We start from the raw sequence: 13,965 nt of genomic DNA on the forward strand, positions 1-13,965 counted from the left end.
GCCGGATAATCGGTGCCCATGTTGCACCATCCCGCCATCGACCCGGTCGCCTTGCACCTTGGCCCGCTGGCCATCCGCTGGTATGGCCTCATGTATCTGGTCGGCTTCGCGGCCGCCTGGTGGCTGGGTCGAAGGCGCGCGCAGCGCCCTGGCAGCGGCTGGCAGGTGAGCGAACTCGGTGACCTGATTTTCTACTGCGCCATGGGCGCGGTGCTCGGCGGGCGCATCGGCTACGTGCTGTTCTACCAGCCCGGTTACTACCTGTCCCATCCGGCAGCCATCCTGCAGGCCTGGCAGGGCGGCATGTCGTTTCACGGCGGGCTGATCGGCGTGCTGCTGGCGTGCTGGCTGTTCGGGCGCAAGACCGGCCGCGGCTTCTTCACGGTGACCGATTTTGCGGCGCCGCTGGTGCCGACCGGGCTGCTGGCCGGGCGGCTTGGCAACTTCATCAACGGCGAGCTGTGGGGGCGGGTCACGGACCTGCCCTGGGGCATGGTCTTCGAGGGCGCCGGCGCGCTGCCACGGCATCCTTCGCAGCTTTATCAGGCGGCGCTCGAAGGCGGGCTGCTGTTCGTCATCCTGTGGCTGTATTCGGCCCGGCCGCGGCCGGTGATGGCGGTGTCCGGGGTGTTCCTGATCGGCTACGGCGCGCTGCGTTTCATCGGTGAATTTGCGCGCGAGCCGGATGCCTTTCTGGGCTTTATCGCCTTCGACTGGCTGACCATGGGTCAGCTGCTGTGCCTGCCGATGTTGGTCGCGGGAGCGGTGCTGCTGGTGCTCAGTCGTCGGCACAGCGCGGCCTGATGCACGGCTTCTTTGCCGAACTGGTCATCATCCTCACCGCCTCGGCGCTGGTGCTGGCGGCGTTCTACCGTCTGCGCCTGCCACCCACGCTGGGCTATCTGACCACCGGCCTGCTGATCGGGCCCGGTGCGCTCGGTCTGGTGGGCAACCAGGAGGCGGTGCAGTACCTGGCCGAGTTCGGTGTGGTGTTCCTGCTGTTCTCGCTGGGTCTGGAATTTTCGCTGTCGCGCCTGCTGGCCATGCGCCGGCTGGTGTTTGGCCTGGGCGGCGGGCAGGTGCTGATCTGCACGGCGGCGTTCATGGCGGTCGGGCTCGGCGTTGGCCTGTCGCCGCCGCTGGCGCTGCTGATGGCGGCGGTGCTGGCGCTGTCGTCCACCGCGGTGGTGACGCGGGAGCTGGCCCGCAGCGGCGAGCTGTACGCCCGCCACGGCCAGCTCGGCGTGGCGGTACTGCTGTTTCAGGACCTGGCGGCGGTGCTGTTCCTGATTCTGATCCCGGCCCTGGCCACCGAGGGCGATGGCCTGCCGCTGATGCTCGCCGTTACCGTCGCCAAGGGCCTGGTGCTGTTCGCGGCGCTGATCGGCATCGGCAAATGGGTGCTGCCGCGGGTGTTCTTCGAGGTCGCCAAGACGCATTCGGATGAGCTGTTCGTGCTCGCCGCGTTGCTGGTGGCCCTGCTGGCGGCGCTGCTGACGGACGCCTTTGGCCTGTCGATGACACTGGGCGCCTTCATCGCCGGCATGATGCTCGGCGAGAGCCATTTCCGGCACCGCATCGAGGTCGAGATCCGGCCGTTTCGGGACGTGCTGCTGGGCATTTTCTTCGTCAGTGTGGGCATGTTGCTGGTGCCGGCGCAGTTGCTGCCGCGCTGGTCGGCGTTGCTGGGCCTGACCGCGGCCCTGCTGGTGTTCAAGACGGTCATTGTGATGGTGCTGGGGCGCTGGTTGGGCGAGGACCGGCTGACTTCGCTGCGCGCGGCGCTGTTGCTGGCACAGGGCGGTGAATTCGGCTTTGCCCTGCTGGCGGTGGCCGGTACCTACCACTTGATCGACCCCGGCCAGGCCACGCTGGTGGCCGCCAGCATCGTGCTGAGCATGGCGTTGACACCGCTGATCGTGCGTCACAACGGGCGCATCGCCGCCTGGTTTTTGCGGCACCGCCACCCGCTGCCCGCCGCGCAGGCCGATCTTGTCGACGTGAGCGGCGCCACCGGCGCGCTGAGCGGTCACGTCGTCATTTGCGGCTACGGGCGCGTCGGCCAGGCGGTGGGGCGCATCCTGACCCGCGAGGGCGTCGCGTTCGTCGCCGTCGACGAAGACCCGGTGCGCGTGCAGGAGGCCCTGCTGGGCGGCGAGAACGTGTTCTACGGTGACGCCCGCCGGCCCGCTTTGCTGCATGCGCTTGGCATTGCCCGGGCCCGTCTGGTGCTGGTGAGCTTCACCGACCACCGGCACGCGCTGGCCATCGTGCGGGCGGTGCGCGAGCGGGCCCCCGAGTTGCCGATCCTGGTGCGCACCACCGACGACCGCTACCGGGATGTCCTGAAGCAGGCCGGCGTGACGGCCGTGGTGCCGGAAACCTTCGAGGCCAGCCTGACGCTGGCCTCGCACGTGCTGGCGCTGCTCGATTTCCCGATGGAGCGGGTGCAGCAGAGCGTGCAGGGCGTGCGCGAGGAGCGCTACGGCGTGCTGCGCGGCTATTTTCACGGTCAGCGCTCGCGCATCGAGGACACGCAGGGCCAGGCCCTCGAAGTGCGCCACGCCGTGCGCCTGCCGGACGAGGCGCGCGCGGTCGGCCTGCGCCTGGACGAGCTGGATCTGGCCCGCACCGGCGCCGAGGTGCGCGGCGTGCGCCGCGCCGGGGCGGGGGAGTTGGTGCCGGCCGCCGACCTGCGTCTGCAGGCCGGCGACGCGGTGGTGTTGTTTGGCACCGCAAGTCAGGTGGAGAACGCCGAACGACGATTGCTGGGTGGTTAGGCTGCATCCGGCGTGCCTTGATTCTTGTGCGAGCTGAGCCATTGCGGGCCGGAAACACCATCACCGCGCCTCTGGTCGCTCGCCCGGAGTCCGACTTTCAGGCACGCGCCGTACGCTGGCGGACGTACGCAGGCGTGTTTCTTCCCCCTGCAAGGGGCACCCGGGCTGCGTTATCCTTGCCGCCCCCCGAGGCCGGCGGGTACCCGCCGGCCGGCTCCCGTCGTTTTTTGATCCCCGATCCGGAGAACTGCATGTCCCTGCCGCGCCGGCAACTCGCCAACGCCGTCCGGGCGCTGGCCATGGACGCGGTAGAGGCCGCCAAGTCCGGCCATCCCGGCATGCCGATGGGCATGGCCGACATCGCCGAAGTTTTGTGGAACGACCTGCTGCGCCACAACCCGGCCGACCCGGCCTGGCCGGACCGCGACCGCTTCGTGGTCTCCAACGGCCACGGCTCGATGCTGCTGTACGCGCTGCTGCACCTGAGCGGCTACGACCTGCCGCTGGATGAGCTGAAACGCTTCCGGCAGCTGCACTCCAAAACCCCCGGCCATCCCGAGTACGGCCTGACACCGGGCGTGGAGACCACCACCGGGCCGCTCGGTCAGGGCCTGGCCAACGCGGTCGGCATGGCAATCGCCGAACGGCGGCTGGCGGCCGAATTCAACCGGCCCGGCCATGCCATCGTGGATCACCACACCTACGTGTTCGTCGGCGACGGCTGCCTGATGGAAGGCGTCTCGCACGAGGCCTGTTCGCTCGCCGGCACGCTGGGCCTGGGCAAGCTGATCGCGCTGTACGACGACAACGGCATCTCCATCGATGGCCAGGTCAGCGGCTGGTTCGCCGACGACACGCCGGCCCGCTTCGAGGCCTACGGCTGGCATGTCATCCGCAAGGTGGATGGCCATGATGCCGCGGCCGTCGCCGCCGCCCTGCAACAGGCGCGGGCCGAGACCGCCAGGCCCACACTCATCTGCTGCCGCACGGTGATCGGTTTCGGGGCGCCCAACAAGCAGGGCAAGGCGTCGGCGCACGGCGCGCCGCTGGGCGGCGACGAAATCGCCGCGGCACGCGCGCAGCTCGGCTGGGCGTACGGTCCTTTCGAAGTTCCGGCCGACATATACGCCGCCTGGGACGCCCGGCCGCGGGGCGCCGCGCTGCAAGTCGACTGGCAGGACCGCTTCGATCGCTATGCGGACGAGTACCCCACACTGGCGGCGGAATTCCGGCGCCGCATGGCCGGCCGCCTGCCGGCTGACTTCGCCGCCCAGGCACAGGCCATCGTGGCCCGTTTCCAGGCCGACGCGAAGGACGTCGCCAGCCGCCAGGCCTCGCAGCTGGCACTCGAAGCCTTCGGCCCGCTGCTGCCGGAATTGCTCGGTGGCTCGGCCGATCTGACCGAATCGAACCTCACGCACTGGTCGGGCGCGCAGGCACTGGACGCCAGCCAGCCCGCCGGCCAGCACCTGCACTACGGCGTGCGGGAGTTCGGCATGACCGCGATCATGAACGGCATTGCCCTGCACGGCGGCTTGCTGCCGTATGGCGGTACCTTTCTGGTGTTCTCGGATTACGCCCGAAACGGCCTGCGCATGGCGGCGCTGATGGGCCTGCGGGTGGTGCACGTGCTGACGCACGACTCGATCGGTCTGGGCGAGGACGGCCCCACCCACCAGCCGGTGGAACATGTGTCCAGCCTGCGGCTGGTGCCGGGTCTGAGCGTGTGGCGGCCGTGCGATGCGGCCGAGACCGCCGTCGCCTGGGCACAGGCCTTGACGGCCGAAGGGCCGACCGCGCTCGCCTTGTCGCGTCAGAAGCTGCCGCATCAGGCGCGCGATGCGGGGCAGCTGGCGGCGGTGGAGCGGGGCGGCTATGTGCTGGCGGACGCCGCCGGTGAGCCGGAGGTGATCCTCATCGCCAGCGGTTCGGAAGTGGCGCTGGCGATGGCGGCGCGCGAGCGCCTGGCGGCCGAGGGCGTTGCTGCGCGCGTAGTGTCGATGCCGTGCCTGGAGCGTTTCGCGGCGCAGGACGCGGGCTACCGTGACAGCGTGCTGCCGCCGTCGGTGACGGCGCGGGTGGCGGTCGAGGCCGGCGTGACCGGGCTTTGGTGGCGTTACGTGGGTGATCGCGGTCAGGTGATCGGTCTGGACCGCTTCGGCGAGTCGGCGCCGGCCGGGGCGCTGTTCGAGTATTTCGGATTCACGCCCGAGGCCGTGGCAGCCGCGGCGCGGGCGACGCTGCAAAGGGGCTGACACAGGCTGGCTGGACGATCATCGCGCCGTAGGAGGGCGATCATCGCGCTTGTAGGAGCCCGGCTTGCCGGGCGATCGCGCAGCGAAGCTGCGCTCCTACATGGGGGTGACGGATTCGCCGCGACCCGGCGCGGCGGCCACGACGGGGTCGGTTGTAGGAGCCCGGCTTGCCGGGCGATCGCGCAGCGAAGCTGCGCTCCTACAGGTGTGAGGTGTGGTGTGCTTGGCGCGCGGGCGGACTCTGTCTCGATCAGTGTTCACCAAATCAATTGGTTAATTCGATTTCTGCAAGGAGAACGGTGAAATGGCGATCAAGGTGGCAATCAACGGCTATGGCCGCATCGGGCGCAACGTGCTGCGTGCGCTCTACGAGAGTGGGCGCACCGGCGAGGTGCAGATAGTGGCCGTCAACGACCTGGGCGACGCCAACATCCTGGCCCACCTGACCCGTTACGACACCGCCCACGGCAAGTTCCCCGGCACCGTCGAGGTGACCGACGGCGCCATGATCGTGAACGGCGACCGCATTCGCGTGACCGCCCAGCGCGACCCGGCCAAGCTGCCGTGGGCGGAGCTGGGCGTGGACGTGGTGCTCGAATGCACCGGCTTTTTCGCCAGCAAGGAAAAGGCCTCGGCCCATCTGACCGCCGGCGCGCGCAAGGTGCTGATCTCGGCCCCGGCTGGCGGCGTGGACGCCACCATCGTCTATGGCGTCAACCACGGCGTGCTCAAGGCCGGCGACACGGTCGTCTCGAATGCCTCCTGCACCACCAACTGTCTGGCGCCGCTGGCCAAGGTCATGCACGAGAAGTTCGGCCTGCTGCAGGGCCTGATGACCACCGTGCATTCCTACACCAACGACCAGGTGCTGACCGACGTCTATCACGAGGACGTGCGCCGCGCCCGTTCGGCCACGCAGTCCATGATTCCCACCAAGACCGGCGCCGCCGCCGCGGTCGGCCTGGTGCTGCCGGAACTCAAGGGCAAGCTCGACGGCTTCGCCATCCGCGTGCCGACCATCAACGTGTCGATCGTGGACCTGACCTTCACGGCCGGGCGCGCCACCAGCGTGGACGAGATCAACGCCGCCGTGCGCGAGGCCGCCAATGGCCCGCTCAAGGGCATCCTCGCCTACACCGACGAGCCGCTGGTGTCGGTCGACTTCAACCACAACCCGGCTTCGTCCACTTACGATGCCACGCTGACCAAGGTCATCGACGGCACGCTGGTGAAGGTCTGCTCCTGGTACGACAACGAGTGGGGCTTCTCGAACCGCATGCTGGACACCGCCCTGGCGCTGGCCAAGGTCGGCTGAGCATGGCCGGGGCGCTGAAGGTGCTGCGCATGGGTGAGCTGGCACTGGCCGGCAAGCGGGTGATGATCCGCGCCGACCTGAACGTGCCGCTGCGCGACGGCGTGATCCTGGACGACACCCGCATCCGCGCCTTCGTGCCGACCGCACAGGCGGCGCTGGCCGCCGGCGCGGCGGTGCTGGTGCTGTCGCACCTCGGCCGGCCCAAGGAAGGCGCCTTCGATGCCGAGGCCAGCCTGGCGCCGGTGGCCCGTCGCCTGGGCGATCTGCTCGGCCGGCCGGTGCCGTGCGTGGGCGCCTGGCTGGATGGCGTCGCCATCCAGCCAGGCGAGATTGCGCTGGGCGAGAACGTGCGCTTCAACGTCGGTGAGAAAAAGAACGACGATGCCCTGGCGCAGCGCATGGCGGCGCTGTGCGACGTGTTCGTGATGGACGCATTCGGCACCGCGCACCGGGCGGAGGCCTCCACCCACGGCGTGGCCAAATACGCGCCGGTGGCCTGCGCCGGGCCGCTGCTGGTGGCCGAACTGGACGCCCTGCACCTGGCGCTGGCGGCGCCAAAACGCCCTCTGGTGGCCATCGTCGGCGGCGCCAAGGTGTCGAGCAAGCTCGCCGTGCTGACCAACCTGCTGCCGATGGTGGACCGGCTGATCGTCGGCGGCGGCATCGCCAACACCTTCCTGGTCGCGGCTGGCCACGACGTCGGGCATTCCCTGTATGAGCCCGACCTGGTCGAAACCGCCCGCGGCCTGCTGGAACAGGCCAGGGAACTCGGACGGCCGATTCCGCTGCCACGACGCGTGGTGGTCGCCACCGAGATCGGCGACACCGTACCCAGTGCGGTCAAGGACGTGGGCAACGTGGATGCCGACGAGATGATTCTGGATTTCGACGCCGACTTTGCCAGCGAACTGGGCGACATCATCCGCAGCGCCGGCACGGTGGTCTGGAACGGGCCGCTGGGCGTGTTCGAATACCCGGCCTTCGCGCAGGGCACGCGCCTGCTGGCGCAGGCGATTGCCGACTCGCCGGCGTTTTCCATCTGCGGCGGCGGCGAGACGCTGGCCGCCATCGCCAAGTTCGGCATCGCCGACCGCGTGTCGTACATTTCGACCGGCGGCGGTGCCTTCCTGGAAGTCCTGGAAGGCAAGACCCTGCCGGCGGTCGAGGTGCTTGAGCAGCGCGCGGCAGCCCGGACATAAAGCAGCAGGGGCGACCTCGACCACCGTCGCCGCTGCTGACACAAAACATTCAAGAGGAGACGCCAACATGAGTCAACGTTTCGCCGGCAAGGTAGCCATCGTCACCGGCGGCGGTGCCGGCATCGGCCGCGCCATCGTCGATGAGTGGGTCAGGGACGGCGGCAGCGTCACCATCTGTGATATGGACCTGCACGCGGCGCAGAAGGCCGCCGCCGAAGTCGCCGCGGCCGGTGGCCAGGCGCTGGCGCTGGAAATGGACGTCAACGATCTGGCCGCCGTCGCGGCCATGGTGCCGGCCACCGTCCAGCGCTTTGGCGGGCTCGACGTCCTGTTCAACGTGGCCGGCAACAACATGATGAAGAACGTCGAGGAGGCCAACGACGAGGAATGGCGCTTCATCGTCGACACCAACCTGACCTCCGTGTACCGCTGCTCGCACGTGGCGATCCCCGAGATCAGGAAGCGCGGCGGCGGCGCCATCATCAACATCGCCTCCACCGCCGGCATCCTGGCCGAGAACCGCTGCGCCGCGTACTCGGCTGCCAAGGCGGCGGTGATCAACCTGTCCAAGAACATGGCCATGGATTTCGCGCGCCACAACATTCGCGTCAACGCCATCTGCCCCGGCGGCACCTGGACGCCGCGCATCCGCGGCTACATGGCGCGCTTCCCGGAGCATCAGAAAATGATGACCGACGTGTGCGCCATGCAGCGCATGGCCGAGCCGCACGAGATCGCCAAGCCGGCCGTGTTCCTGGCCTCCGACGATGCGTCCTTCATCACCGGCGCCGCGCTGGTGGTAGACGGCGGCATGACCGCCGGCAAGCGCTTTGAACTGTTCGATTCGATCTGAGACGGTCATGAGCGCCGCCGCCGAAGCTGCCATGCCGCTGGTGGACCTATCCACCTACGGTTGCCCCCTGCACTACGTCAAGGCGCGTCAGGCACTCAGCCGCATGGCGCCGGGTGAGCGGGTGGCGTTTCTGTTCTCGGCCGGTGAGTCGGCAGAGCAGGTGCGCGCCAGCCTGGCCGAGGATGGCCACCGCGTGCTGTCCGTCAGACCCCATGGCGACACCTTGCAGGTCGAGGTCGCCAAGGCGGACTGAATCCGAGCCCGGGAGGCTGTGCCCCATGTAAGGGGCGGGTGGCGCCCCGTAGCTGCAGATTGGCTTGCGTCGTCGCAGTCTTCACCTCCGATGCCGCTCGCAGTTGGAGGGGATGACGAAGCGGCAGTTCTGCGCGCGGGAGCATTTGCGGGCCTCCTCCTTGCCGACCAGCGGATTTTTGCTGTCGGACAATGCGGATCACCGCAGGCTGTCGATAGCCTCGTCGAGCACGCGCTGCCAGTCCGGTCCGGTCAGGCGACGGTAGCCGTCCGGATCGCGGGCCGCGGACGACAGCACCACGTCCGGCGCCGGATCGCGCAGCAGCGCCAGGCTTTGCCGCAGGGTGTCGCGCTGCGCGGCGGCGACGTAGGTGCCCCAGCCGGCGCCGTCCGGAAACAGCGTGTCGCCGGTGAACAGATACGTTGGTCCGTGCGCCGAGCGAATGCGGTAACAGGTGCTGCCGGGCGTGTGGCCGGGCGTGGGGATCACATCCAGGTTGGCCAGGGGTGTATGCGCTGCATCGAAGGCGACGTCCACCGGCGAGATTCGGCCGGCGAAGGGTGCCTCCAGCGCATGACAGCACAGCCTGGCGCCAAAGCGCCGGCGGATGTCGGCTAGGCTGGGTGCCACTTCGTCGCGGTGACTCAGGTACTGCCAGGCAACGCCGCCCAGGCGCTCGATGGCGTCCAGTTCCGCCGCCAGGCCGGTGTTGTAGAACAGCACGTTGCCGTCCGCGCGCAGCCACAGGTAGGCGTGGGTGGTCACGGCGGGACCGAACGGGTATTGGGCGGCGGTTTGCCACAGGTCCGGGAACAGCTGCTGCATGGTGGTTTCCTCCGGTTTGATGGGCCGCCCCGGCGTCGGGCGGGCGGCTGATAGCATTGCCGCACCTGTACTAAAGATGTGCTGCCATGACCATAGCCGTTGCCGTGCGCAAGGGTGGCGAAATCGTGATCGCCGCCGACACTCAGAACAATTTCGGCCACAACCGGGCGCCGATCGCCAACCACCGCACGCAGAAAATCCTGACCGTGGGCGGCAATCATCTGGCCACCAGCGGCTGGGGGCTGTACGCGAACATCCTGGACGATTTCCTGGCCCGCAAGCGGGCGCCCAAGCTCGACACCGAGCGCGACGTGTTCCGGTTTTTCCAGACCTTCTGGAAGGTGTTGCACGAGCACTATTCGCTGGTCAACGATCAGTGCCAGCACGAGGAGGAGCGTTCGCCGTTCGGTGACCTGGACGCCTCGTTCCTGCTGGTCAACGGCGGCGGCATCTTCTTCGTGTCCTCCGACACCAGCGTGACCGAGTTCCAGCAGTACTACGCGGTCGGCTCGGGGGCGGAGTTCGCGTTGGGCGCGCTGCACGCGCTCTATGACAGCGACCTTGATGCCGAGACGCTGGCCCGGCGCGCCTGTGCCGCGGCCATGGCCTTCAACGTCTACTGCGGCGGGGACATCGACGTGTGCCGGATCACGGACACGGCCGCCGCTGCCCGGGTGCCGTGAACGAGGCTGATCGGGCAGGTCTTCTGGCGCGCCTGGCGGCCACGCCGGGCTGCGACTGGCGCACCGATGCCGATGCCATGGCGCCGTACCTGGCCGAGCAGCGCGGCCTGTATCGCGGCGCCGCATTGGCGGTGGCGCTGCCGCAGGACACCGCGGCCGTGTCGGCGCTGGTGCGGGCCTGCGCGCGGCTCGATCTGGCGCTGGTGCCGCAGGGCGGCAACACCGGCCTGTGCGGGGGCGCTGTGGCGCAGGACGCGGCGCGGCAGGTGGTCGTCAGCCTGGAGCGGCTGGACCGGATCAGGGCTATCGATCCGGCCAATTTCACCCTCACGGCCGAGGCCGGCTGCATCGTGCAGCGCGTGCGGGAAGCGGCGGCGGACGAAAATCGCCTGTTTCCGCTCAGCTTCGGCGCCGACGGCAGCGCGCGCCTGGGCGGGGCGCTGAGCACCAACGCCGGCGGCACCAACGTGCTGCGCTACGGCAACGCGCGCGAACTGACGCTGGGCCTGGAAGTGGTGCTGGCCGACGGGCAGGTGTGGGATGGCCTGACGGCGCTGCGCAAGGACAACACCGGCTACGACCTGAAGCAGTTGTTCATCGGCGCCGAGGGCACGCTGGGCATCATCACCGCGGCGGTGGTCAAGCTGTTTCCGCTGCCGCGCGAGACGGCCACCGCCTGGCTGGCCTGCCCGTCGGTCGAGGCCTGCGTGGCGGTTTTCGGCCGGCTGCGGGACGCCAGCGGCGACGCCGTGACCGGTTGCGAACTGCTATCGCGCACGGCGCTCGATTTCGTGCTGCGCCATATGCCAGGCGCGCGCGATCCGCTGGATGCCCCGGCGCGCTGGTATCTGTTGGTGGAACTGACCAGTTCCAGCGCGTCCGCCGGTCTGGCGACGGCGCTCGAAGCCGTGCTCGAACAATGCCTGAACAACGGCCAGATCAGCGATGCCGCCGTTGCCGCCAGCGCGCGCCAGGCGGCGGAGTTCTGGCGCCTGCGCGAGGGCGTGGCCGAGGTGCAGCGCCACGAAGGCGCCAGCATCAAGAACGACGTGGCGGTGCCGGTGTCGGCGGTGCCGGCCTTCGTTGCGGAGGCCAGCGCGGCGGTGCAGGTCGCCTGTCCGGGGCTGCGCGTGTGCGCCTTCGGCCACATCGGCGACGGCAACCTGCATTTCAACCTGTCGCAGCCGGTAGGCATGCCGGTGGAACAGTTCCTTGCGCAGTGGGACACCCTGACCGGCCTGGTCAATGCCGTGGTCGCCCGGCATCGCGGCTCGATTTCCGCCGAACACGGCATCGGACTGCTCAAGCGCGATGCCCTGGCGCAGCATGAACCGGCGGTGGCCATCGACCTGATGCGTCGCGTCAAGGCAGCTCTGGACCCACAGGGCCGTCTGAATCCGGGCAAGCTGCTGCCGCCGACGCAGGAGTGACGGCGCCGGCGCCCGCTGGCCTGCGCGCGGCTGACCGGCGGCCGCTTGATCAAGATCACGGTCCATTCCGGTGCGGCCACGTTAGGCTGTGGCCCGTTCACCAGAACACCGTCCCTTGGACGCACAACAAGAGGAGTTCCGCCGATGCAACCCAGATCCGGATTTTCGGGCCGGTCCCGCGCCGCCGCCGTGGCTGGCGCCGGCCTGATCGCCATGCTGTACGCCGCCAGTGCGCCGGTCCTTGCGGCGACCGAGGGCGCCCAGCAGCAGGCCAGACGCGACTATCAGAAATACTGCGCATCCTGTCACGGACCCGAGGGGCGGGGCGATGGCCCGGTGGCGCAGGCGATGAAGGCCATGCCTGCCGATCTGACCCTGCTGAGCATGAACAACGACGGCAAGTATCCCGCCGACAAGGTGCGCGAGATCATCGACGGCCGCGCCGATGTGAAGGCGCACGGGCCGCGCGCCATGCCGGTGTGGGGCAAGGAGTTTTATGTGTCGGCCGAAGGCGTCGGCCAGCGCCAGGCCCATGACCGTATCGAAGGGCTGACCGATTACCTGCAGCGCATGCAGAAGCAGTAATCGGCGTCGCAGCGCCGGCTTGGCGCGGCAGCCGATGGAATGGCGTTTTTCAACCCATGGGAGGGAGTGTCGTGTCCGACATCAAGACAAACCGCAAGCGCGTCCGTTTTGTGCTCTCGGCTGCGTTGCCGCTGGTGCTGGCCAGTGGTGCCACGCTGGCTGCCAGCGAAGTAAGTGAAATGCAGCGGGAGGATTTTTTTGCCTACTGCGCATCCTGTCATGGGCCTTCGGGGCACGGTGACGGGCCGGTAGCAATCGAGCTCAAAAAGCGGCCGACCGATCTGACGCAGTTGGCCAAGAACAACAACGGCAATTTTCCGTATGCCCGCGTGCGCGCCATCATCGACGGTCGCGGTCAGGCGCTCGGCATCCACGGTCCGGCGGAGATGCCCGTGTGGGGCGAACGCTTTGGCCGGGAAAGCGAGACCGACATGCAGGTACGGGGAAAAATTCTCAGCATCGTCGATTACCTGGTCAGCATCCAGGAAAAATAGGGCACCAGGCCGCCGCGTGCGGGCGGCCATTCAGGAAACACCGAAGGTTCAGCCTTTGTGAGCCATCGGAAAAATTGTAGGAGCCCGGCTGTGCCGGGCGATCACCCGCTGGCGATGCTCAACCCGCGTCGGTCAGGAAGCCCTGGCCGATGCGGGCCAGTTCCGTCGCCTCGTCCACTGAAAACACCCATACGGCGCAGGCTGAGCCGGCGGCGCTGATACGCCTGGCCGGGCCGTTCGCCGCCGCGTTGGCAGTGGCGTCGAGGCGAATGCCCAGCCACTCCATGCCCGCCAGGATGCCGGCGCGCACTTCGGGCGCGTGCTCGCCCACGCCGCCGCCGAACACGACGCCGTCGAGGCCGCCCAGCACCGCGGCGTAGGCGCCGATGTACTTGCGCACGCGGTGGCAGTAGACGTCGATTGCGTGCGCCGCGGCGGGGGAGGGGTCGGCCAGCAGGCTGCGCATGTCGGCACTGCCGGCCAGGCCGAGCAGGCCGCTTTGCTCGGAGAGCATCCGCTCCAGCTGCGCCGCGTCCATGCTGCCGGTGCGCAGCAGGTGCAGCAGCAGGCCCGGATCCACGTCGCCGCTGCGGGTGGCCATGACCAGGCCTTCCAGCGGCGTGAAACCCATCGAGGTGTCCAGCGGCCGGCCGTCGGCGATGGCGGCCGCCGAGCAGCCGGCGCCCAGTTGCAGGGTCACGATGCGCCCGCCGCGGCCGCTGTGTTCCTGCCAGGCACGCCACAGCGCCTGGTGGGCGAGGCCATGAAAGCCGTAGCGGCGGATGGCGTGCCTTTCGATCAGCTCACGCGGCAAGGCATAGTCGCGCGCCGCCGGGGGAAGGTCGGCGAAAAAGGCCGTGTCGAACGCGGCCACCTGCGAGACGGCGTCGCCAAAGCGCTGCCGGCAGGCGCGGATCATGGCCAGCGCGGGCGGATTGTGCAGCGGTGCCAGCGGCGCGCAGGCATCGATCTGCGCCTCGACCGCGGCATCGATGCGCACCGGTTGCGCCAGCGGACCGCCGTGCACCACCCGATGCACGATCAGTTCCGGAATCGGCACCTCGCCAAGCGCCGCGGCGCCGAGCGAGGGGCGCAGCGCCGCGATGTGCCGAGGCGGGCTCGTGCGGCCGTCGAAGCGGTCCAGCTTGACCGACGAACTGCCCACGTTGACGGTAAGGATTTCCAAGCGCTGTCACCCTGATGCGCCAGTGGCACGTTATCGTCCGGTCTGCCCAAGGCTACCGCAAGCTGCTGGGAGGACTGACGACTGCGCGACCGGGACACCGCCTTGCC

At 68.9% G+C, this 13,965-nt stretch carries 13 protein-coding genes; 11 read left to right on the forward strand and 2 right to left on the reverse strand.

Annotated elements, in window-relative coordinates:
- Positions 1 to 18: 18 nt before the first annotated feature.
- The 7 genes from lgt to PG2T_RS14775 all read left to right on the forward strand — a co-directional run bounded on the left by lgt (position 19) and on the right by PG2T_RS14775 (position 8,655).
- Positions 19 to 804, forward strand: coding sequence for a prolipoprotein diacylglyceryl transferase (gene lgt / locus PG2T_RS14745; protein WP_068807208.1), 786 nt, complete (start codon positions 19 to 21; stop codon positions 802 to 804).
- A complete protein-coding gene (locus tag PG2T_RS14750; RefSeq protein WP_068807211.1) occupies positions 804 to 2,780 on the forward strand; it encodes a monovalent cation:proton antiporter family protein in 1,977 nt (658 codons plus the stop codon). The genes lgt and PG2T_RS14750 overlap by 1 nt, the downstream gene beginning before the upstream one ends.
- 257 nt (positions 2,781 to 3,037) lie before the next feature.
- On the forward strand, positions 3,038 to 5,035 hold the full coding sequence (gene tkt, locus PG2T_RS14755; protein ID WP_068808489.1) for a transketolase: 1,998 nt from the start codon (positions 3,038 to 3,040) through the stop codon (positions 5,033 to 5,035).
- A 304-nt stretch (positions 5,036 to 5,339) separates the two neighbouring features.
- A complete protein-coding gene (gene gap, locus PG2T_RS14760; protein WP_068807215.1) occupies positions 5,340 to 6,350 on the forward strand; it encodes a type I glyceraldehyde-3-phosphate dehydrogenase in 1,011 nt (336 codons plus the stop codon).
- Positions 6,351 to 6,364: 14 nt separating this feature from the next.
- Positions 6,365 to 7,549, forward strand: a complete 1,185-nt coding sequence (locus PG2T_RS14765; RefSeq protein ID WP_068808491.1) for a phosphoglycerate kinase — start codon at positions 6,365 to 6,367, stop codon at positions 7,547 to 7,549.
- A gap of 67 nt (positions 7,550 to 7,616) precedes the next feature.
- Positions 7,617 to 8,402 carry an SDR family NAD(P)-dependent oxidoreductase gene (locus tag PG2T_RS14770; protein ID WP_068807219.1) on the forward strand — a complete coding sequence of 262 codons (786 nt, stop codon included), beginning with the start codon at positions 7,617 to 7,619 and terminating at the stop codon, positions 8,400 to 8,402.
- A 7-nt stretch (positions 8,403 to 8,409) separates the two neighbouring features.
- Positions 8,410 to 8,655, forward strand: coding sequence for a sulfurtransferase TusA family protein (locus tag PG2T_RS14775; protein ID WP_068807221.1), 246 nt, complete (start codon positions 8,410 to 8,412; stop codon positions 8,653 to 8,655).
- 198 nt (positions 8,656 to 8,853) lie between these two features.
- On the opposite strand, the gene PG2T_RS14780 is transcribed toward PG2T_RS14775, so the two are convergent.
- Positions 8,854 to 9,480, reverse strand: a complete 627-nt coding sequence (locus tag PG2T_RS14780; RefSeq protein WP_068807224.1) for an MBL fold metallo-hydrolase — start codon at positions 9,478 to 9,480, stop codon at positions 8,854 to 8,856.
- An 86-nt stretch (positions 9,481 to 9,566) separates the two neighbouring features.
- On the opposite strand from PG2T_RS14780, the gene PG2T_RS14785 reads away from it, so the two are divergent.
- From PG2T_RS14785 to PG2T_RS14800, 4 genes are all read left to right on the forward strand, one after another.
- Positions 9,567 to 10,163, forward strand: coding sequence for an Ntn hydrolase family protein (locus PG2T_RS14785; protein ID WP_068807227.1), 597 nt, complete (start codon positions 9,567 to 9,569; stop codon positions 10,161 to 10,163).
- Positions 10,160 to 11,593: an FAD-binding oxidoreductase gene (locus PG2T_RS14790; protein ID WP_068808492.1), complete on the forward strand. Its 1,434-nt coding sequence runs from the start codon at positions 10,160 to 10,162 to the stop codon at positions 11,591 to 11,593. Before PG2T_RS14785 ends, PG2T_RS14790 begins: the two co-directional genes overlap by 4 nt.
- A gap of 144 nt (positions 11,594 to 11,737) precedes the next feature.
- The gene (locus PG2T_RS14795; protein ID WP_083214981.1) at positions 11,738 to 12,178 is read left to right on the forward strand and encodes a c-type cytochrome; all 441 of its coding nucleotides are present in this window, start codon (positions 11,738 to 11,740) and stop codon (positions 12,176 to 12,178) included.
- A gap of 71 nt (positions 12,179 to 12,249) precedes the next feature.
- Complete coding sequence (locus PG2T_RS14800; protein ID WP_202816367.1) at positions 12,250 to 12,672, forward strand: c-type cytochrome; 423 nt, start codon at positions 12,250 to 12,252, stop codon at positions 12,670 to 12,672.
- A 118-nt stretch (positions 12,673 to 12,790) separates the two neighbouring features.
- Here PG2T_RS14800 and PG2T_RS14805 read toward each other — a convergent pair whose 3' ends face one another.
- Entirely contained in the window at positions 12,791 to 13,858 is a 1,068-nt protein-coding gene (locus PG2T_RS14805; RefSeq protein ID WP_068807230.1) for an acetate/propionate family kinase, read from the reverse strand.
- Positions 13,859 to 13,965: the final 107 nt, after the last annotated feature.

This window comes from Immundisolibacter cernigliae, from assembly GCF_001697225.1.
Classification (GTDB): domain Bacteria; phylum Pseudomonadota; class Gammaproteobacteria; order Immundisolibacterales; family Immundisolibacteraceae; genus Immundisolibacter; species Immundisolibacter cernigliae.